This window comes from Anaeromusa sp., from assembly GCF_028691475.1.
In the GTDB taxonomy this organism is placed as follows: domain Bacteria; phylum Bacillota; class Negativicutes; order Anaeromusales; family Anaeromusaceae; genus Anaeromusa.
In genome coordinates this window covers 1-17989 of sequence record NZ_JAQUZF010000049.1, presented here as the reverse complement: position 1 = coordinate 17989, position 17989 = coordinate 1, and the positions used below count along the sequence as shown (strand labels likewise).

The window sequence follows — 17989 nt, the reverse complement described above, 5'->3', positions numbered from 1 at the left end:
AACCCCTTATAATTTGAATATATTCAAATTATAAGGGGTTGCTAAAAAAAAGTCAAACAATGTTTCTTAAATTTTGAATTTCTGCACCGCCACCTGCAAGCCTTCCGCCATATTGGCCAAATGCCTGCTCGCGGACGCAATTTCTTCCATCGAGGCCGACTGTTCTTCGGTCGCCGCCGAGATGGTTTCCGTTTGTTCCGCCGCTTGACGGCTCTCTTTGCTGATGCGCTGCGCCGCGCCAACCACCTGTTGCGTACCGCTTGTCAGTTCTTCGGTCGCCGCCGAAATTCCGTGCACTTCCGCCGAAATTTCCCGTACCATCCGCAAAATATCAGCAAAACTTTGTCCGGCGGAATTAACCACCTTCGCCCCGGTCTCCACTTCTCGCCGACCTTCATTCATAAACAAGACCGCTTGATTGGTCCGCCCTTGCACTTCTCCTATGAGCTCCGTAATCTGTTTGGCCGCGTCTTGAGACTGTTCCGCCAATTTGCGCACCTCATCGGCGACCACGGCAAAGCCTCGACCGGCCTCACCGGCTCTAGCCGCTTCAATGGCTGCATTGAGCGCCAGCAGATTGGTCTGTGCCGCAATCGTAGAAATAACCTCTACAATCTGCCCGATTTGCTTGGATCGCTCTTCTAAGGAAGCGATTACATTTGCCGTCGCTTCTGTCTTTGTTTCAATAATGCCCATTTGGGCGACAGCCTGCCCCACAGACTGCTCGCCTTCCGCCGCAGCAGTCTCCGTTTTTTGCGCCGACGCAGACACGACCATCGTATTTTGCGCCATTTGGTCAATGCCTTTTGACATTTGCTCTACCATGTCTCTTGTCTGTTCCGCCGCCCGCAGTTGCTCATCCGAGCCTTTTGCCACTTCCGTAATGGACTGCGCCACTTGATTCGACGCTTGCGCAGATTGATCCGCGCTGGCTGTCAGCTCCTCAGAAGACGCGGCTAATTGCTCCGCGGTGTTAAGCAAATTGCGAATTAACGCCCCGATGCTGCGATTCATTTTATCCACGGAAGTCGCCAACACTCCGAATTCACTTCTGTCAGCCATACTGGAGGCTGGCACTTCTTGCGAAAAATCGCCCTCCGCCACATGATCCAAAAACACCACCGTCGCCGACAAGCGGCTGGTAATCCGTTTGGTAATCGTCCAGCCTAACGCTAAGCCCAATAAAATCGCTGCTGTCAGAATCATCGCGAAGGTCAGCGACGCTTGGGAAAAATCTTTTTTTCCCTGCTCATTCATCGCTGTCGCTTCTTTTTTGACATCCTCGCTCAACTGCACAAGCACTTGGTTAAAAGAAAGCCCCAAAGGCTCCGCCTGGCTTTTAAAAATTTGATACGCTTCTGCATTCTTGTTTTGTCCGGCCAAGGCCAAAACCTGCTTATTCACCTGCCGATAGGACTGCAAGGTAGCGCGAATGCTGTCCACTTCCGCTTTCTGCTGGCTTGTGAGAGGCATTTTTTCAAAGTCCGCCAAATTCTTATCAAAAGCGGCATCTCGTTCGCTCACCATGGTCAATAATTTTTGATTTTCGTTATTATCCGTAGTCAGCATTAAGGCGAATATACTCATTTCAATACGCCGCATATGAATGCGATTCTCCAAAATCAATTCCACCGCATGCATCTTCTCGCGGTACATCGCATCCATCGCATCACTTGTTTTCTTGAGATAAAAATACCCAGTACCCCCAACTCCCACTAAGGCTACTACAAAAACGAGGATTAACAACACCAATCGTTGCGCTACTTTCAAGTTATTCAACCACCCCATGTTCATACCTCGCTTTCTATATTTTATTTATTGTATTTTCTGATAATTCTTCTTTCCTTGCAAAAAACCTTCCTAAATAACGCTCCAAAGAAAAAATACATTTTCCTTGTTTTATAATATTCTTTCAACACATAAAAACAATCTGCCTCTTTCTCAAAAGCTGCAGACTATTTTTACGTCAACGCGCTACCCGCTTTATTCCATTCCTTCGTCTAACCAAAAACATTCAAAGCCTCTTCTTTTTGCGCTGTAAAATCGCAAAACTCTACCGCCACCGCTGCAGGTACCAACGTCAAAAAATAAGCGCGGACTTTTTCCGTTTCAAACTGCCGCCAGCTCTCACGCAGCAAATCATCACAAGCCAGCGCGTCGTAAAAGCGAGCTAAAAAACCGCTGCCTTCCAGCAATTGCAACAATTCTTGCCGTTGCACTCCCTGACAACACGCCTGCGCAAACTCTCCATACCACGGAGTCACTTGCTGCGGCGCAAGAGGGCTCAATGGAATAAACCGCTCCGGCTCCTGTTCCACCAAAGACCAGCCTTCTTCACAACACTCACTTAGCCCCGTTTGTTTCTTTTCTTTGGCGCCCAATACCAACACTCTACCAGAAGCCAAGTCCAGATACTGACAATAATCGGCAGTATCCGGGGCTAATAAGGCGACAATGATATGATCCAAAAAGACAGAAACACATCCGGTCATCATCTGCAAGACCTCTCGTTTTTTCTTAATAGTTGCCTGTGAACACATCCTGCGCCCAATTCAACGCTTCCCGGTATCCCAAGAGAACCTGGCCTTCTGATAACTCTATTTTTTGGGCGTAGGCAGCGGCGCTCTGCCACTGACCTTGCTCGTATTTTTGCATCAAATTGTACAATAGGCTTAACACGCCTTCCGATTCTTCGTTAAAAGCTCTTTTGATTTCCTCTTTGACTGGTATTTCCGACAATATATCCGCCAATGGTCGGTCCAATAACGCATCTAAGTGAGAAAACAAGCCTAGTAAAAATGCATCAGCCGTGCAAATTTTTCCGACACAATGCATGGCCAGCTGCTCCCCAAAACGCGCACGCACCAACGAAGACAAAATCAGTTCTCCTGGCTTGTCCACGCCCATGTCTTTCAACGCTACAAGAGCGCCCCACTTGCTCAACTCTTTATGGCCCAATAAGACCATAGCCTGACGCAACGAGCGAATCGGCTGGCGAAAACCGAATAGAGCCGAATTGATAAATTTCAGCAAATTGTACGACAGAGATACGTCTTTGCGCAAAACCGCTTCAATTTGGCCAAATTCCAAATCAGACCGGCTAAATTCTTGAAGAAGCTTAAAATGATTCGCTTTACACGCCGGCAACGCATTACCGGAAACCAACGCCGGCTTGGAAAAATAATACCCCTGAACATATGTATAGCCTGCAGCCCTAGCTTCCTGGAATTCTTCCTCCGTTTCTACTTTCTCCGCCAAAAGGCGAAGGTCGTAGGGAGCTAAAAAAGCCTGCCATTGCTGGCGCTCCGCCGCAGAAGTAGCCCGAAAATCGATTTTTACGATATCCGCCAGTTCCACCAACGGCAATCGTTCTTTTTTGTAAACAAAATCATCCAATACCAGCATATAGCCGGCGCTTTTAAGTTCGCTGCAACGCCGCAGCACTTCTTCATCCGGTTTTACATCTTCTAAAATTTCCACCGCCACTTGCTCACGCGGCAGCATCGCAGGCAGCTTCGTCAACAAGTTGTTGGCCGTAAAATTAATAAATGCGAGCTTGCCCCGCGTTAAAGAATCAATTCCGAACAATAAAAAACTGTTCGTCACTACATCCAATGTAGCTTGGTCTGGATCCGTACCATCGTATGTATTCTGCAAAGTACGACGAAATAACAACTCATAACCATATACCTGCCGCTGCATATCAAAAATAGGCTGCCTGGCAATATGTATCTGTTCTTGCTGTTCTTGCGTTTTTCTACAATTCATGCCGTCACCTGCCTACTTTTTTAGAGGAGCCGGGCGAACACGAAAGGTATTCATGTCCACATATTTAGCTGATTTTTTAAACCGGCTCCGCGCCGACAAGGTGTTCGATACAAAACAGCCTGCTGCTCCGCATCCCGCCAACATGGCAGCGACAAGTCCCAAAAGAAGCAAAATGCTTTCCTCTGGCATACGCCAACCTCCTTTACCTTTTTCTCCGCAAAAAAAATACACCAGCCAGGATCTGGCCAGTGTCGAATTATGAAACAACACAAAAATCGGCAACCTGGCGATCATAGACATCTGTCCGTAGATCCATGGCTTTGCGTCCTTGCCTTTCAGCAAGTTTGCCTTTTTCAATTTTATGGTACATGCTTGTATCAAAAAAATCTTCAAGAATTCTTGAAATAAGTGTATCGTTTTCTTAAGACTGCCGTCAAGGCTCTTCACTTTAAAAAAGTATAAAACCTCCCATTTTTTTACTGTTATGTTCATTTTCAAGACTTAAGTCCTAATGTTTTGCACCTCTTTATCTATAGACGTTTCTAAAATTATAAAAATATTCTTCCTGCAAAAAAGAGTCTTTTATAGTTCTTATCTCTTTTGGCTGCCTGCGGCAACCGCTTCCTCTTTGGCCCCGCCAATGCGGATAAAGCGCGTTGAGATAAAGTTCAAGAGCGCAATGGCCGCCCCGCCCAAGAATACATATTTATAGCCATCCGGACCGCTGTTGTACCAGACAAAACCGCCTAAAATAGGCAGCACCATGGTCACCAAGTGGTCGATACTGGTACCCAAGGAAAGGCTGGGTGAAATATCTTCCGGCACTAAGGCGATTTTACGCATATACGTAGCCCGGGCCATGCTGACCGCGTTCAGCGCTTGGTCAACGACATAGCAAAAGCAGATAAGCAGCAGCGCCCACGAATAGGGCAGAAAATCCGCCGCAAAAGCATAGCCCAGACAAACCAAAAAGAAGCAGATGGCTTCGCCGCTCAACACACGTTTTTCGCCATATCGATCAATAACCGAGCCAATCCAGGGCTTCACAAAAATGCCCGCAATAGAAACGATGAAGAACAGCATGGTCATGGTCGCTACAGGCTGACGGAAAATATCTACCAATACCCAGGGGCCGAAGGTAATGAAAATCTGCTTACGCGCGCCAAAGAGCACACTCAGCCAGTAATACAGCTTATACTCTTTGCGAAAAACGAAACGAGGCGTCTTGCGAGTTCCCTCTAAAGGCTTCATAAAAAACAACGGCACCGCCGCCAGAACGAAAGCTACCGCGCCAATCGTAAAGGCCGTTGTGTAGGAAATATGCCAAAACGTAAAGAGCACCCAAAGCACCGCGCTGCTGAGAACCAATGTAAGCGTGTTGACGGCATTCATCCGCCCCAAGCTGCGCCCCAGGTCGCTTGCCGAAGCAAAGCTCATGCCGATGCTGTTGGACAAGGGCATATAGATATGGGTGCCGACATTATAAACGAAAATGCTGACGACTACCAAGGCATAATCCGGCGGAATCATGCCCAAGGCGAACATGCCTGCCGCGGAAAAAAGATTACCCAGCATCATCGTCCGGGTATCTCCCAAAAATGCCAGCATGCCGATAATACCTACCATAAACAAGCCTGGCAATTCCCTGGGAAACTCCAGCGCCGAACGCTCCAGGATCATCATGCCTAAACCATCCCGCAAATAATTGGTCAGCGTCGACCCGTCCACGCTCTGGGCCACGCCGACTAAGGCCGTGGACAGCAAAAACAGCAAATAGTTCCGGTCCATATTACGAAGATATTCCATATCCTTGCACCTCTACAAAATTTCTAGCATAAATTTAATCCATTTGTTTTAGAACACAGTACTATCATATAGAGAATAATTATGATTGTCATGAAGGATATTCGTTATCTTTAGCATAATATGAACACAAACTGCTTCAAGGAGGAGTCTACTATGCCTACTAGCGGCGAATACTGGCCCGGCGCCGCCCGCCCTGGCGACATCACCCACAATACCCACTGGACTGCTTCGTTATACCGTGATTTTCCCGTAAAAATCGCCCGCAGCAAACGAACGTTGGCCGGACCGCTCTTTGAAAAACACTGGCATGAAGCCTTGCAAGTCCTGCATTGCGAACAGGGAGAAGCTCTCATTCACTGCAATGGCCGTTTAAATCGCCTTGGACCTGGCGATACGTTAATCATTAACAGTCAAGAGCTTCATTACGGCGTTACTGAAAGCGACCAATTGATCTACGTCATTCTAAAAATTGACCTGCCTTTCCTGGCCAGCAGCCAGCAGGACTTATGCCAACTCAACTACCTAACGCCGCTGGCCCAAGGGACGCTCTTATTTCAGAACAAACTGCCTCCGGATCGGCTTTTAAGCCGTTACATCCAGACCATCACCGAAGAATACCAGCAATTGCAATCAGGCTGGGAACTAGCCATCAAAGCCCAGCTCTACTTGCTGCTTGTCCATTTGCTGCGCCACTATCAGCGGAAGGCTTTGCCGGCGGCGGAACTACAGCGCCACCAGCATTCCCTAGCTCAACTGCGCACAGCCCTAGAGTACGTCGACACCCATTACCAGGAAACCATCCGCCTCAGCCAGTTAGCTGCGTTGGCCAACCTCAGCGAGCAGCATTTCTGCCGTCTTTTCAAAACGCTCACAGGCAAACGTCCGATGGACTACATCAACTATCTCCGTACGACCAAGGCCGTCACGCTCTTGACGGAAGATCGCCTGAGCATTACCGAGATAGCCGCTGCCGTCGGCTTTGACGACAGTAATTATTTCAGCCGCGTCTTCAAAAAATACCAGAACCGCGCCCCTTCGGAACTGCGAAAAAAACAAACCGACTGAGACATATACCTCAGCCGGTCTGTTACCGCAAAAAAACCAACAACAGTTGTACATCCTAGAATTAAAGTCGTGCGCAAAGAGGCACAATGATGTTGGCCGCCAAGCAGCCAATGCCAACCGCCGCAAACATGGCACGGTCAAAAACAGCAGATAATTCTTTTTCGTCTTTGCGCACAAAAAGATAATGGGAAAACAACGACAGCGCAATAGACATAAAAATAGTAAACAGGCCGATGCCGGCAATATGATCCACCAAACCGAAAGAACCCGAAGGAGGCAATATGGAATTAGCCCCATACGAGTTGGCTACCGCACCAAAATAAGCCGCCGTCGGCAACGAAAAGCGCGGCCCAATATCCGATGGTTTAATGAAAAAAGAAGACAAAGTCAGCGCCAGAGCCGCAAAAAGAGATAAGAAAATTTTAATGTACACGCCATAGTCAACGCGTTTGATGTTTACACCGTAAATATACTGGGAAAAGATTTTAGAAGTGTTTCCCGTCACCCGCGGATCGCCGTAGGAGGATTTGTAAGTATGGGTTTTAACGACGTTTTGGCCGCCGAGAATCTTATAGCCGGGGATAGCCGTCCGTGAGCTGATATTAGAAGCCGCATCTGCTTCATAGCGCACCTTGGAGCCATCCCGGGCGCCGTCCTCAATATAAATGTTCAGCATATGATTCTCAATCGGCACGCGAGTCGTATCAAAAAACTTGATAAGTTTAGCCGTTACCTTGTAACGCTGGTAATTAACACCATTGCCGTCATGATACTCTTCCAGCAATTCTTTCTTGTTAATCACTCCATCTACAAGAACAAACTTACCGCCAGGATCAAGGGTTCTATCACCTTGCCAGCTAAACCAAACATAAAGATTCGCTGTCCAATAGGAATCTCGAATGGAAAAATTGTCGATATCATCTAGATAGGTGCCTACCTTGACCGTCGTATACGCCCCGACAGGCGGCAGCGGATCCGGCGGCGTCTTGCCCGGCTCGGCGGCGGTTTGATTCATGCGGGCCGCATGATTGGCCTCGGCTTGCATCATATTTTGATACAAAGTAGAGGCGCTGAAATAGGTGACAAAAGAATACAGCACAAGTATCGCCAGCGAAAACAACAAAATAAATTTCTTTTTGGAACTGGCAAGATGCTTCCAAGTAGTAAGCATAATAAATTCCCCTTTCTGCACTTCAAATTTATGGCAAAGGAAAGTTTATTCTGCTTATACCGGTCAATCCCTGCTGAAATTCATAGGCATCCCAAAATTTAACATTCCCTTAACATTAAAACGAACGCTCCTGCCATAAAAAACTTTCGCGTCTTTCGCGTCTTTCGCGGTTCGTTAGCAACGCCTCTCGAATTTATTCTCCAACCGCTCCCGGACTCTCGTAACTTATAAACTCTGTACAGAAAAACGCAGCCCCTCGCGAGGCTGCGTTTTATTCTCTAGTCTTTCAAGTGATATGGAACCGTACTGACGATCACATTGGTTTTCCAAATCAACGCATTGCGCAGGAACAAGCCGGTCTGGCCATGCAAAAAGCGATGCCAGGGCTTACTTGTTTCAAACTCTGGAATAATAACTGTGATATAGTCGTCAGGACCTTTTTCGCGTTCCTTCTTTTCAATAAACTGAATCAGCGGCCGCATGAGCAGCCGGAAGGGCGAGCGGATGATCTTCAGTTCCACCCCAGGATCCCAAAGCTGCCATTTTTCGCGCAGCTTCTTTTCCGCTTCTGCGTTATCAGAGATATTAACGGCAATAATATTATCACCAATGGTTTTAGCATATTTGATGGTATTGTAAACCACCCGCGTCGGCGTGGCCACAGGCACAATGATAATGTGCTTACCCTTAGGAAAAACCTCAGCGCCTTTATTGTAGCTCTCCTCCGGCAGGTGAAGCTGGTCCGCCACCACATTATAATGCGCCCTTACCGCTTTGAAAATATAAATCATGATTGGAATAAAGACAAGAACAATCCAAGCGCCGTAGAGGAATTTTGTCGCCGTAATAACCGCTACAATGATGCCGGTCACAGTCGCTCCCAAACCGTTAAGAAACGCTCGGAACTGCCAACCTGCGCCACGTTCACGGTTCCAATGCACCACCATGCTGCTTTGGGCCACAGTAAAGGAAATGAATACGCCGATGGCGTAAAGAGAAATCAAATGCTCGGTGTTGCCCTGAAAGGCGACGATTAAAAGACCTGCCGCCACAGTCAGCAAAATTATGCCGTTAGAAAAGGTCAGCCGCTCACCACGAGCAGCCAGATAGCGAGGCATATAGCCATCCTTAGCCACAATGGACATGAGCACCGGCAAGCCATTATAGGCCGTATTAGCGGCCAAATACAACACCAGCATCGTGGTAATCTGGATATAGAAATACATAGGCGAGCGCTCAAAAATCTGCTCCGCCAGCTGTGACATCGCCGTTACTTCCGCTATCGGCATGATATGATAATGCATAATCAAATAGGAGATACCAATAAACATAAAACCAAGAATACCAGCCATCCAGTAGGTTGTAACAGCGGCATTGCGCGCCTCGGGCGAACGGAACATCGGCACGCTGTCGGCGATGGCCTCTACGCCTGTCATCGAACTACAGCCGTTCGCAAAGGCCCGCAAGACTAAAAACAGCATCGCCCAATCGAGCTGCTGTTTGGCCATAGAAGCTGCAGGCAGCACATAGGGCGCCTCAAAAATCGATTTCCACACGCCAACGCCAATCAAAACCACGATTCCCAGCAAAAAAGCATAGGTCGGGATCACGAAAGCGTTGGATGACTCGCGCACACCCCGCAGATTTACTATCATCAAGATACCGAAAAGCACCGCTAAGTCTAAGGATACTTCATTCCCCGACAATTCGGGAAAGGCTGAGATAATCGCCGCCGTGCCCGCCGACACGCTCACTGCAGCGGTAAGCACGTAATCAGCAAATACCGAGCCTGCCGCCACCAGCGCCGGCATCTCACCAAGATTTTTCTTGGCTACCGCATAGGCGCCGCCGCCGCCCGGATTGGCTTTAGCCACCTGGACATAGGACAAAACAACAATCGCCAGCAACAATAAAATTGACAATGCCACCGGCGACATGTAGCCGTAGGCGACAATGCCAGGCGCGGCTACCAAGGTAATCATAATCTGTTCCGGACCGTACGCTACCGAAGACAGTGCGTCCGAAGAAAAAATTGACAGTGCCTTCCATTTAGGCAATTTCTCATGCGCAAGCTCTCGATTGTGCAAAGGTCTGCCAATCAAAGCCCGTCTTACCCAGCGCATCATAAAGTACCACCTCGTACTTTCAAGCATTCATTTGCTACATCGCAATAAGCCATACCGACTCAATATAGCAAAAGAAGGCAGCAACGTCAATAAATCTTATTTTTTCTTTCTAACTTCAGATCGCCTTATTTTCCCAAAAGACACATTTATTTTTACATATCTATTTTGTTGCTTCAGAAAACAAGAGCTTTTCCAGTATCTCCGCTGCGCCTTGCACATACTGCGCACAATACTCATGACCAAGACCGCTGTTTTTGCGCCCCTCACGGCCGTTTTCGGTGCTCAAATCAAACCCCAGGAGGTTTGTGCAGTGAAGAGACCCGTATTTTGCTTGAAACTCTTTGGCAAAAGCCTGTACCAGCTTATAGGTTTCTTCCTTCGGCAGCCCTTTGGCCCCGATCGCCATAAACGCGCCGGTTGCAGCGCCGCAAGCCTCGGACAGATTGCCCATGCCGCCGCCAAAAGCCCCGGAAATGCGCAGCGCCGCTTCTTCTGCAATTCCCAAGGCCGGGCCGTACACGCAGAACACCGCCTGAGAACAAGATTTCCCGTTCATAAAGGCATCTACAGCCTGTTGTACTCGCTTTTCGTTACTCATAAAGTTCACTCTCTCTTTCATCATTCATCGTACTATCGGTAAGATTTCATGATTTGTCTGCTGTTTCCTGCTTGCTTGTCTTTTTATTTCTATCAATTTCAATAATTTATTACCACCATCGCAACCGGCGACTTTTCTCACGATGTCTCCGAGGCCAGCCTGGCCGACCAAAGTGAATTCGGCGACGTTTCTCGCTCAGTGGCTGCCATGATTTATACCAAACAAATAACAGCCGTGCAGCGCATTAGCCGCACGGCTGTTTTATGTGCAAAAAAGGAATACTCTGGTGCGTATAGAATCTTTTTAGTGTATACATTGTCATAACAAGGAGTGAAAATAATGAACCGCTTCTTCCGAACTCTATTTTTGACCCTCTGCGCAGTAAGCCTGCTTACAGGTTCTGTCGTTCTGGCCAACGAAGCGCCGCCGGCAGCCGCGCCCACGCTCCGCACGCTTGGTTTTTGCCTGGTCCCCACAGACGACTACAAAGAATTTTGCCACAACAAATCCCTAAATCTTTTACGCGGCACCGCTATACAGAAAATCGCCGGCAAGTATGCCCTAAACAACACCGCCACCGATGTTGACTTTGTCAACTTCATCAACAACCAGGAAATCAGCACCGACCAGGGTCTGCTGCGCGAGCTAAAACTGCCCATCCTCTTAGATTACGGCACTAAGCATAATCTCGACTTCCTCTTAGTGCTGCTCCCTAAAGCAAAATTACAGAAAGAAGAACACCACAACTACAACAACGGCTACTATAGCCATTACACCGAGGTTTCCGCTCAGATCACGCTGCGCGCGGCCTTAGTAGATGTAAAAAAACGCGAATACGTCTTTAACCTTACCTTTAAGGAGCTCTCTAATGAACAAGGCCTATTCGACTTCTCCGACGCCACGGAATTCGCCATTCACAGCGGCACAAAAAAAGTAGTGGAAGATTTCAATCAGCAGACGTTCTTTCCGTAACCTCTGACTCTCCCGTTAATCCCTGCATGCCTGCTGTTCCCCGTAACCTTCCTGCATACCCTCACTCTACTCCCTCCACTCCTGTTCATCCTCTTGTTTCTCAGTCCAGCAGCTCCGACGTTTCCGTCTCCTTGCCGCAATGCGGACAGGAGACGGTTTCTTTTTTGAGGCTAAACATCTGACGATACTGCTCAAATTTTTGGCCGCAATTCCGACATTGCCGCCAGCAGCGTTCCTTAAGCGTTTCTTCCCCTGCCGCCCGGGCAATCACATGGCTAGTTGCCATCGTTTTCACTCCCTTTAGCCGCTTCTTGCTGTACTGTCTGTACAAACCGGCGCGCTTCCCTGCCAAAAAGGCCAAAAGCGCTGGTCAATAAAAGCCTGGCTCCTTGCTGCACATGCCGTTCCAGCGTTTCACCAGCGCGCACCACCGTCCCTACGGGTTTTCCAAAGTTCCGCCCCGCCGCCAACAATTTTTCATAGCCTTCTTGCACCAGCGGATGCTGGCCTTGTCCTGGCACGCCCACTGCTTGCGAATAATCCATCGCGCCAAAAATCAAGCCGTCCACCCCTTCTACCTGCAAAATCTCCGGCAACGCTTCCATGGCCGTCGTATTTTCGATAATCGCCAGCACCACTGTTTCCCGATTGGCCTCCTGCGCATAATCCGCCAAAGGACGCTCCATACCGTAACCGGAAGCGCGCACGCCGTTCAGCCCCCGTTTTCCCAACGGATGATACTTTACCGCCGCCACAGCCTCCCTGGCTTCTTGCACGCTGGACACCCCCGGCAAGATTACGCCCATGGCCCCTACGTCCAGATACCGCAGCAGCGTGCTCTCCTGCAAATCCGGCACCCGCACCAGCGGCGTAATGCCCCGAACCTCCGCCGCCCGCACGAGGCCTTCGCAGTCCCCCGGCGATAATGGCCCGTGCTCCGCGTCTAAAAAGACAAAATCAAACCCGGCCAAACCGCAGATTTCCACCAGCGACGGCAGATATCCCTGCAGCATGCAGCCGGTGACTAGCTCTCCTTTTTGCAGTTTTTCTTTCATGGTGTTGCGTCTCATCTTACATTCCTCCAAATCAGCAAATAAAACAGAAAACGAACATTTGAACAAGAGTCGCGGGAGTCACGGGAGGGTACGAATGAGGGTTACGCAGTATAATTTTCAACAGGAGTAAAGGGAGTAGAGGGAGGGTACGATTGAAGTTGCGGTGGCCGTGACTGTATTTGAGACTTTTATTGGAGCAAGACGATCCGCAGGACGCAAAAACAGGAGGCGACGGAGAAAAGTTCCGTATGTCTGAGCGCCAGCGAGTTCGCGGAACTGCCGGCGACTCCTGTTTTTGCGAGTCGCGCGGAAATCTTGTCTCAAATACAGTTATGCCGCCGCTAAAATGGTTCAGGAGAACCGTCCCCCTGAACCATAAAGCCCTTTCGCGTTTTTCGCGTTTTTCGCGGTTCGTTATCCCCCTGCCATTCCTCTTGTTTCAGACTCTCAAAACTTATAAATTCTTGCAAACGTGAAAAAGAAGCACAGAATGACTCAATGCTTCTTTGGTTTCTACGTCATATGTTAAATTTCCTTTGCCTCCAGCGACACTTGGCGCTCTTTAAAAATCCGCTTGGCTACCGTCACGGCATTGAGCACTCTAGGAAAACCGGTGTAGGGAATGCACTGCAAAAAGGTTTCTATAATCTTCTGCGGCGTCACGCCTACATTCAACGCGCCATGCAGATGCACCTCTAGTTGTGTCTCACAGCCGCCCAGGGTCAGCAAGGTGGCTAGTGTAATCATTTCTCGTTCCTGCAGATCAAGACCTTCGCGACAGTACACATCGCCAAAAGCAAACTCTACAATATAGCGCCCTAAGTCTGGCGCAATGTCTTTGAGGCCCTCCACCACCATTGCACCGGCATGGCCGTCCACCTCCGCCAGTCTTTCCCATCCTTTTATCCAACGTTCTTCTTGCATTGTTTTAGCCTCCTTCACTTGCTATACTAAAAGCATAGTACTTAAAGCAAACTTGAAGTCAAGGAGTTTTTTTATGGGATATGCAATTGGACAATTTTCGAAGTTGACTGGCCTCACTGGCCCTACGCTGCGCTACTACGAGCAGGAAGGACTGCTGTCCGTGCAGCGGGACGCCGCCGGACGTCGCGTGTACACCGAGCAAGATGTCGAATGGCTCCATTTTATCAAGCGTCTTAAGGAAACAGGCATGCCCATCCGGGAAATCCGCCGCTATGCGCAGTTGCGCTACCAGGGAGACAGCACCTTGCAGGAACGTTTAACGATGTTGGAACAACATCACCAAACCGTCTTAGAGGAACGGCAAAAGCTAGAAAACAACTTGCGCAAGCTCGATGAAAAACTGACTTTCTATCGTCAAGCGCTGCAAAAAGAGGAACGAACAAGCTGCATTTATAGACAAAAAAAGAGCCCCTATGCAGGGAACCCTTGATAAGATAAACACTATTAAACCCATTTACATCTTAGCGGCGCTGCAGTCGTCTCGCCACAGACAATCCGCCTGTCCGCAGACCAAGCCCGCTTCGTTGAAGCAAGGCCGGTTTCCCTCTCCACACTGAATGGCGTGAATTAAATCCGCCTTTTTTCGCCGTCCAGGCTTAAGTCCCCTGCTTCTCGCCAATTCCTGCACTTGCACCATTTTCACTGAAACTCCTCCTTTAACCAAAGAGAACCCCTTTGCTAACAGTACATTTTTCTCGACCATTTTTCATTTCTTCGACACAACTGTTGCATTTCCTCTTTTAAATAGGAATCCCCTGCCAGCGCCTACTGTGCCGGCAGGGGATTTTCATCCATATACTTTCTGTTCTCTTCGCAAAGCTTGCGGCGCCGCCAATCTTACATAGCTATAAATATCCTCCAAATGCTGTTCCACGTTTTTCCGAGAAACACCCTCTGGCGCATATACGGTAAAAACAGCATTTTTCGTCTCTGGCCTTATGCGAGTTCTTTGATCCGGCCCATAGATAATGCTGGAAAGAACGCTTACGTCATCCCGCAAAAACATGTCCTGCGCCTTTAGCGCCTGTTCCTTGCCATTGAGCAACACATACGATTCATCTGCTGACGCCGCATCCAGCGTCAGCAAACCTTGTACCTGCTCCAAATCATGGCCTGCCGTAAGGAGGCCATTTTTCAATTCCGCCATAAACATAGCTTCCACCAAAGGCGTCACAGACGGGATGCTTTTCCCTTTGAAAATCACCGATTCTAATTGCTGCCGCACATGATACGTTTTTTTAAATTGCTTATAGTATTGGCTATAAGCCGCCAACACGGCCGAAGCATCCAATTCCTCTTTGGACCCAAAGGCCTCCCTCAACTCTTTTTCCACTTGCCGCCGCTGCTGTTCCAGCGCTTCAGAACGCCCTAAACACTGCGCATTTTCCACCACCAATAGTCCCATGGAAGCACCTGCATACTGGCGACGCCAATTCTCCGTTACTACCAACATACACTTTCATCTCCCCTCGTATTTTATGCTAACGCGTAGAGGAGATTTTTTCTTGCACGTTCTTGCTGTATTGTTTCGGACTGACGCCGGCAATCTGCTTGAACTGCCTAGAAAAATGACATTGATCGGCAAAACCGGTTTCCTGCGCCACATAGGCTAAAGGCAGCCCTTGCCGCAAAAGGCTCTTCGCTTGACGCACCCGCACTTGCTTAAGATACGCATGAGGAGGCACTCCCACGGCAGCCCGGAACTGACGCAGCATATGAAATGAACTCAGGCCGCAAAGGAGGGACAATTCTTCTAAGGAAACATTGCTCGCATACATAGCCTCAAGATAGTCTTTCACCATCGTAACGGCCTTCGCATCGGCTGCCCAGTTTCGTTGGCTCCGTTTTTCTCCATAGCGAGCGACGAACATCGTCAGAAGCGAAAGCAGACGGCTTTGCTGTTCCAAAAGGGGCAGTTCATCCGTTTCTAGCTGTTGATGCAACCTAGCGATAGCGAAAGCGAGCGCGGTATCTTCCAGCACGCCGGCGGCAATAAAGGGCAGTTGCTTTTCTTTACCGGACAGTTCGAACACCGCGCGCTCCATTACGGCATTATCCAGATAAAACATGCGATACGTCCAGCCATCCGCGCCAGCGGCTTCGCCATCATGAGCCTCGCCGGGAATAACTAAGTTGACGCAGCCGGGAAAAGCCGTCAAGCGTTCGCCCCGGTAGGAAAAACGCAGCGCCCCCTGCTCTACTACGCCCAAAGCAAAACCATCGTGAAAATGGCGGGAGAAAGACTGCTTAACATAGGAGGCATGCAGCAGTTCCACCTGCGGCAATTGCCGGGGACGCCAAAATTTTATGCGCTCCTTACTCAGATCTGCCAATGCTCTCGCCTCCGCTCCCTCTTTTCCTTTATTCTATCACAGACTTCCGCGCCAGAAGACAACAGAAGAAAGATGGAACAAGAGTCGCGAGAATAATCCTCATATTTTCCCCAGGGAACCGCAGCTTTAATAAGCGTTCCGCCAGGACTTTAAAACCGTTTTATTCCTTCTCCTGCGTACCCTCACGTGACTCTGATTCTCTTGTTCAATCCTTCGTTCTTTCTAGCTCCCGCAGGCTAATTGCACCTCACCGCGCAAGGCCGGCAGCAAATCCGCTTTCATACTGCTTTTCTGCGCCGTCGCAAGAGTCAACGCTTCTTGCACTCCTTCCAACGAAGCATTCCCCGCCCGCTCGCCAATGCCGCCTACCGTGACGCTTACCCATTCAATGCCCGCTTCAATGGCCGCCAGCGTATTGGCCACAGCCAATCCAAAATCGTTATGTCCATGAAATTCAATCGGCAAGGGACAATACTCACCAAGAGTCTTCATTTTTTCATATACTCCAAAGGGCTCTAGACAGCCCACCGTGTCGGCGTAGCGAATGCGTTCCGCTCCCAGCCCCGCTGCTAAGCGCGCCACCTCTAAAAAGAAGTGCGGGTCCGCCCGGGAAGCGTCCTCCGCACCCACCGTCACCCGGCAGCCCCAAGATTTGGCGTAAGGAATACTTTGCGCCAACTGCCCTAGCAGCCAGGAGCGACTGCGGCGCATTTTTTTCACCAAATGATAGTCTGAAACGGGAACGGAAATATGCACCCACTCAAAGCCGCAGGCCACGGAGGCGTCTATGTCCTCCTTCCTGGCGCGATTCCAGGCCACTACGGGACAAGAAAGCCGCTGTTGAACAATGCCGCGTAAAGCTTCCTGCTCGGCAGCCCCCATAATAGGAGTACCGGCTTCAATAGCCGCAACGCCAGCGCCAGCCAGCAAATGTGCAATGCGCAGCTTGTCAGCTGCGCTAAAAGCAAGACCGGCCTGCTGCTCCCCGTCACGCAAGGTTGTATCAACAAAACGTACGCTCATGCTGTTTCCTCCCGCCACAAGGACAGCAGTTCCTCATCGGAAATAGCCCGTTTGCGCGCTACCGCCAAGGCGCGTATTTTAATCAGCAAGGCTTCCGCCCGGCTGGGGAAAGGCAGCCCTAGTTCCTTGAATTTTACGCGCAACGAGGTTGTCCCGGAATGCTTACCTAGCACAATTTTTCGCTCTAACCCTACCAGTTCCGGCGGAAATGCTTCATAAAGAGATGCGTCTTTGGCAACGCCTGCTACATGCAAGCCTGATTCATGCGCAAAAATATTTTCTCCGATAACCGCTTTGTTGGGCGCTACCTCTTCACCCAAGAGTTGCAACAGCCAGCGGCTGCGTTGGGCCATATTGGCAGGTACGGAAAGTTCCAGCTCCCCCATCTGTCGCAAAAGCAGCAGTACCTCTTCCCATGGAGCGCTGTTATTCTTCCCTCCAATGGAAACGGCAAGGCGGCGCACGCCGGCTTGCCACGCAGCCCAAACGTTCGCTGTAGCCAGCTGTTTTTGGTTGGAAGCGTGAAATTCCAGCGTTAATTGCGGCCATTGCTGCTGCAATAGATCCAAATGTTCCTGTAAGCGCAAAGGCTGCAATATTGCAGAGGAGTCCTTAAAAGCAAGGCCTTCTAAACCGGCAGCGCAGAGCATGGGCAGCACCGCCTGCCACAGAAGGCCCGACGCCAGCGAGGCATCTTCTACTAGCAGCGTCGCTCGCAGTTTTTGCATTTTCGCTTCGTGCAGCACTTCTACCGTATGTGCTGGCAACCCTTGCTGCAACGAGCACGAAAACAGAACCTGACGAAAACCTTGTTGCGCCGCCTCTGTCGCCGCTCCTTGCTCCAACGGCAGCACGGCTCGAAAAAACTCCGGCTGCGTCCGCAAGGGCAGCGATTTATTTAGCGCCATCGGCACATCCAATAAAGAAATCTGCAGATGCTTCATTTCTTTTAAGATGGCCCTCACCGCCGCAGGCCCTAACGACGCTGCTTCGCGCAGCGTTTGATCGATAAACAATACATCCTGCGCCATGCTCTCACCTTCCCGCTCCTGCCGATTTTATCTGTCCTATTTACCTTGCAAAAACAC

19 protein-coding genes and 1 riboswitch are annotated in these 17989 nt (G+C 49.5%); of the genes, 3 read left to right on the top strand and 16 right to left on the bottom strand.

Annotated elements, in window-relative coordinates; genetic code table 11:
- Window positions 1-66 precede the first annotated feature (66 nt).
- The 5 genes from PHF27_RS08110 to PHF27_RS08090 all read right to left on the bottom strand — a co-directional run bounded on the left by PHF27_RS08110 (window position 67) and on the right by PHF27_RS08090 (window position 5574).
- Window positions 67-1788, bottom strand: a complete 1722-nt coding sequence (locus PHF27_RS08110) for a methyl-accepting chemotaxis protein (RefSeq protein ID WP_300068295.1) — start codon at window positions 1786-1788, stop codon at window positions 67-69.
- A 212-nt stretch (window positions 1789-2000) separates the two neighbouring features.
- The gene (locus tag PHF27_RS08105; protein WP_300068292.1) at window positions 2001-2495 is read right to left on the bottom strand and encodes a UPF0158 family protein; all 495 of its coding nucleotides are present in this window, start codon (window positions 2493-2495) and stop codon (window positions 2001-2003) included.
- Window positions 2496-2517: 22 nt separating this feature from the next.
- On the bottom strand, window positions 2518-3768 hold the full coding sequence (locus tag PHF27_RS08100) for an EAL domain-containing protein (protein ID WP_300068289.1): 1251 nt from the start codon (window positions 3766-3768) through the stop codon (window positions 2518-2520).
- Window positions 3769-3780: 12 nt separating this feature from the next.
- A complete protein-coding gene (locus tag PHF27_RS08095) occupies window positions 3781-3957 on the bottom strand; it encodes a hypothetical protein (RefSeq protein WP_300068286.1) in 177 nt (58 codons plus the stop codon).
- Between the two features lie 85 nt (window positions 3958-4042).
- Window positions 4043-4127: riboswitch (cyclic di-GMP riboswitch) on the bottom strand.
- A gap of 232 nt (window positions 4128-4359) precedes the next feature.
- Window positions 4360-5574, bottom strand: coding sequence for an MFS transporter (locus tag PHF27_RS08090; protein ID WP_300068283.1), 1215 nt, complete (start codon window positions 5572-5574; stop codon window positions 4360-4362).
- 153 nt (window positions 5575-5727) lie between these two features.
- Between PHF27_RS08090 and PHF27_RS08085 the strand changes: the two genes are divergently transcribed.
- Entirely contained in the window at window positions 5728-6639 is a 912-nt protein-coding gene (locus PHF27_RS08085) for an AraC family transcriptional regulator (protein WP_300068280.1), read from the top strand.
- Window positions 6640-6700: 61 nt separating this feature from the next.
- On the opposite strand, the gene PHF27_RS08080 is transcribed toward PHF27_RS08085, so the two are convergent.
- The 3 genes from PHF27_RS08080 to PHF27_RS08070 form a co-directional block, all read right to left on the bottom strand.
- A complete protein-coding gene (locus PHF27_RS08080) occupies window positions 6701-7810 on the bottom strand; it encodes a hypothetical protein (protein ID WP_300068278.1) in 1110 nt (369 codons plus the stop codon).
- Window positions 7811-8088: 278 nt separating this feature from the next.
- The gene (locus tag PHF27_RS08075; protein WP_300068276.1) at window positions 8089-9936 is read right to left on the bottom strand and encodes an APC family permease; all 1848 of its coding nucleotides are present in this window, start codon (window positions 9934-9936) and stop codon (window positions 8089-8091) included.
- A 160-nt stretch (window positions 9937-10096) separates the two neighbouring features.
- Entirely contained in the window at window positions 10097-10534 is a 438-nt protein-coding gene (locus tag PHF27_RS08070) for a C-GCAxxG-C-C family protein (protein WP_300068274.1), read from the bottom strand.
- A gap of 339 nt (window positions 10535-10873) precedes the next feature.
- On the opposite strand from PHF27_RS08070, the gene PHF27_RS08065 reads away from it, so the two are divergent.
- Entirely contained in the window at window positions 10874-11506 is a 633-nt protein-coding gene (locus PHF27_RS08065) for a hypothetical protein (protein ID WP_300068272.1), read from the top strand.
- Between the two features lie 100 nt (window positions 11507-11606).
- Here PHF27_RS08065 and PHF27_RS08060 read toward each other — a convergent pair whose 3' ends face one another.
- From PHF27_RS08060 to PHF27_RS08050, 3 genes are all read right to left on the bottom strand, one after another.
- Entirely contained in the window at window positions 11607-11792 is a 186-nt protein-coding gene (locus tag PHF27_RS08060) for a hypothetical protein (RefSeq protein WP_300068271.1), read from the bottom strand.
- Window positions 11782-12576, bottom strand: a complete 795-nt coding sequence (locus PHF27_RS08055; protein WP_300068268.1) for an aldolase/citrate lyase family protein — start codon at window positions 12574-12576, stop codon at window positions 11782-11784. Before PHF27_RS08055 ends, PHF27_RS08060 begins: the two co-directional genes overlap by 11 nt.
- Window positions 12577-13086: 510 nt before the next feature.
- Entirely contained in the window at window positions 13087-13485 is a 399-nt protein-coding gene (locus tag PHF27_RS08050) for a carboxymuconolactone decarboxylase family protein (RefSeq protein WP_300068265.1), read from the bottom strand.
- A gap of 73 nt (window positions 13486-13558) precedes the next feature.
- Between PHF27_RS08050 and PHF27_RS08045 the strand changes: the two genes are divergently transcribed.
- Window positions 13559-13975, top strand: coding sequence for a MerR family transcriptional regulator (locus PHF27_RS08045; protein WP_300068262.1), 417 nt, complete (start codon window positions 13559-13561; stop codon window positions 13973-13975).
- Window positions 13976-13999: 24 nt separating this feature from the next.
- Here PHF27_RS08045 and PHF27_RS08040 read toward each other — a convergent pair whose 3' ends face one another.
- The 5 genes from PHF27_RS08040 to PHF27_RS08020 form a co-directional block, all read right to left on the bottom strand.
- On the bottom strand, window positions 14000-14182 hold the full coding sequence (locus tag PHF27_RS08040; protein WP_300068298.1) for an SAP domain-containing protein: 183 nt from the start codon (window positions 14180-14182) through the stop codon (window positions 14000-14002).
- 150 nt (window positions 14183-14332) lie between these two features.
- Window positions 14333-14998, bottom strand: a complete 666-nt coding sequence (locus tag PHF27_RS08035) for a phenylalanine--tRNA ligase beta subunit-related protein (protein WP_300068259.1) — start codon at window positions 14996-14998, stop codon at window positions 14333-14335.
- A 28-nt stretch (window positions 14999-15026) separates the two neighbouring features.
- Entirely contained in the window at window positions 15027-15878 is an 852-nt protein-coding gene (locus PHF27_RS08030) for an AraC family transcriptional regulator (RefSeq protein WP_300068256.1), read from the bottom strand.
- Window positions 15879-16100: 222 nt separating this feature from the next.
- Entirely contained in the window at window positions 16101-16901 is an 801-nt protein-coding gene (locus tag PHF27_RS08025; protein ID WP_300068254.1) for a homocitrate synthase, read from the bottom strand.
- Window positions 16898-17932, bottom strand: coding sequence for a hypothetical protein (locus PHF27_RS08020; RefSeq protein WP_300068251.1), 1035 nt, complete (start codon window positions 17930-17932; stop codon window positions 16898-16900). Before PHF27_RS08020 ends, PHF27_RS08025 begins: the two co-directional genes overlap by 4 nt.
- Window positions 17933-17989: the final 57 nt, after the last annotated feature.

Excerpts from the sequence above, each read along its gene's own strand:
- PHF27_RS08110 (WP_300068295.1), bottom strand. The coding sequence starts at position 1,788 with ATGGGGTGGTTGAATAACTTGAAAGTAGCGCAACGATTGGTGTTGTTA.
- PHF27_RS08105 (WP_300068292.1), bottom strand. The coding sequence starts at position 2,495 with ATGATGACCGGATGTGTTTCTGTCTTTTTGGATCATATCATTGTCGCC.
- PHF27_RS08100 (WP_300068289.1), bottom strand. The coding sequence starts at position 3,768 with ATGAATTGTAGAAAAACGCAAGAACAGCAAGAACAGATACATATTGCC.
- PHF27_RS08095 (WP_300068286.1), bottom strand. The coding sequence starts at position 3,957 with ATGCCAGAGGAAAGCATTTTGCTTCTTTTGGGACTTGTCGCTGCCATG.
- PHF27_RS08090 (WP_300068283.1), bottom strand. The coding sequence starts at position 5,574 with ATGGAATATCTTCGTAATATGGACCGGAACTATTTGCTGTTTTTGCTG.
- PHF27_RS08085 (WP_300068280.1), top strand. The coding sequence starts at position 5,728 with ATGCCTACTAGCGGCGAATACTGGCCCGGCGCCGCCCGCCCTGGCGAC.
- PHF27_RS08080 (WP_300068278.1), bottom strand. The coding sequence starts at position 7,810 with ATGCTTACTACTTGGAAGCATCTTGCCAGTTCCAAAAAGAAATTTATT.
- PHF27_RS08075 (WP_300068276.1), bottom strand. The coding sequence starts at position 9,936 with ATGATGCGCTGGGTAAGACGGGCTTTGATTGGCAGACCTTTGCACAAT.
- PHF27_RS08070 (WP_300068274.1), bottom strand. The coding sequence starts at position 10,534 with ATGAGTAACGAAAAGCGAGTACAACAGGCTGTAGATGCCTTTATGAAC.
- PHF27_RS08065 (WP_300068272.1), top strand. The coding sequence starts at position 10,874 with ATGAACCGCTTCTTCCGAACTCTATTTTTGACCCTCTGCGCAGTAAGC.
- PHF27_RS08060 (WP_300068271.1), bottom strand. The coding sequence starts at position 11,792 with ATGGCAACTAGCCATGTGATTGCCCGGGCGGCAGGGGAAGAAACGCTT.
- PHF27_RS08055 (WP_300068268.1), bottom strand. The coding sequence starts at position 12,576 with ATGAGACGCAACACCATGAAAGAAAAACTGCAAAAAGGAGAGCTAGTC.
- PHF27_RS08050 (WP_300068265.1), bottom strand. The coding sequence starts at position 13,485 with ATGCAAGAAGAACGTTGGATAAAAGGATGGGAAAGACTGGCGGAGGTG.
- PHF27_RS08045 (WP_300068262.1), top strand. The coding sequence starts at position 13,559 with ATGGGATATGCAATTGGACAATTTTCGAAGTTGACTGGCCTCACTGGC.
- PHF27_RS08040 (WP_300068298.1), bottom strand. The coding sequence starts at position 14,182 with ATGGTGCAAGTGCAGGAATTGGCGAGAAGCAGGGGACTTAAGCCTGGA.
- PHF27_RS08035 (WP_300068259.1), bottom strand. The coding sequence starts at position 14,998 with ATGTTGGTAGTAACGGAGAATTGGCGTCGCCAGTATGCAGGTGCTTCC.
- PHF27_RS08025 (WP_300068254.1), bottom strand. The coding sequence starts at position 16,901 with ATGAGCGTACGTTTTGTTGATACAACCTTGCGTGACGGGGAGCAGCAG.
- PHF27_RS08020 (WP_300068251.1), bottom strand. The coding sequence starts at position 17,932 with ATGGCGCAGGATGTATTGTTTATCGATCAAACGCTGCGCGAAGCAGCG.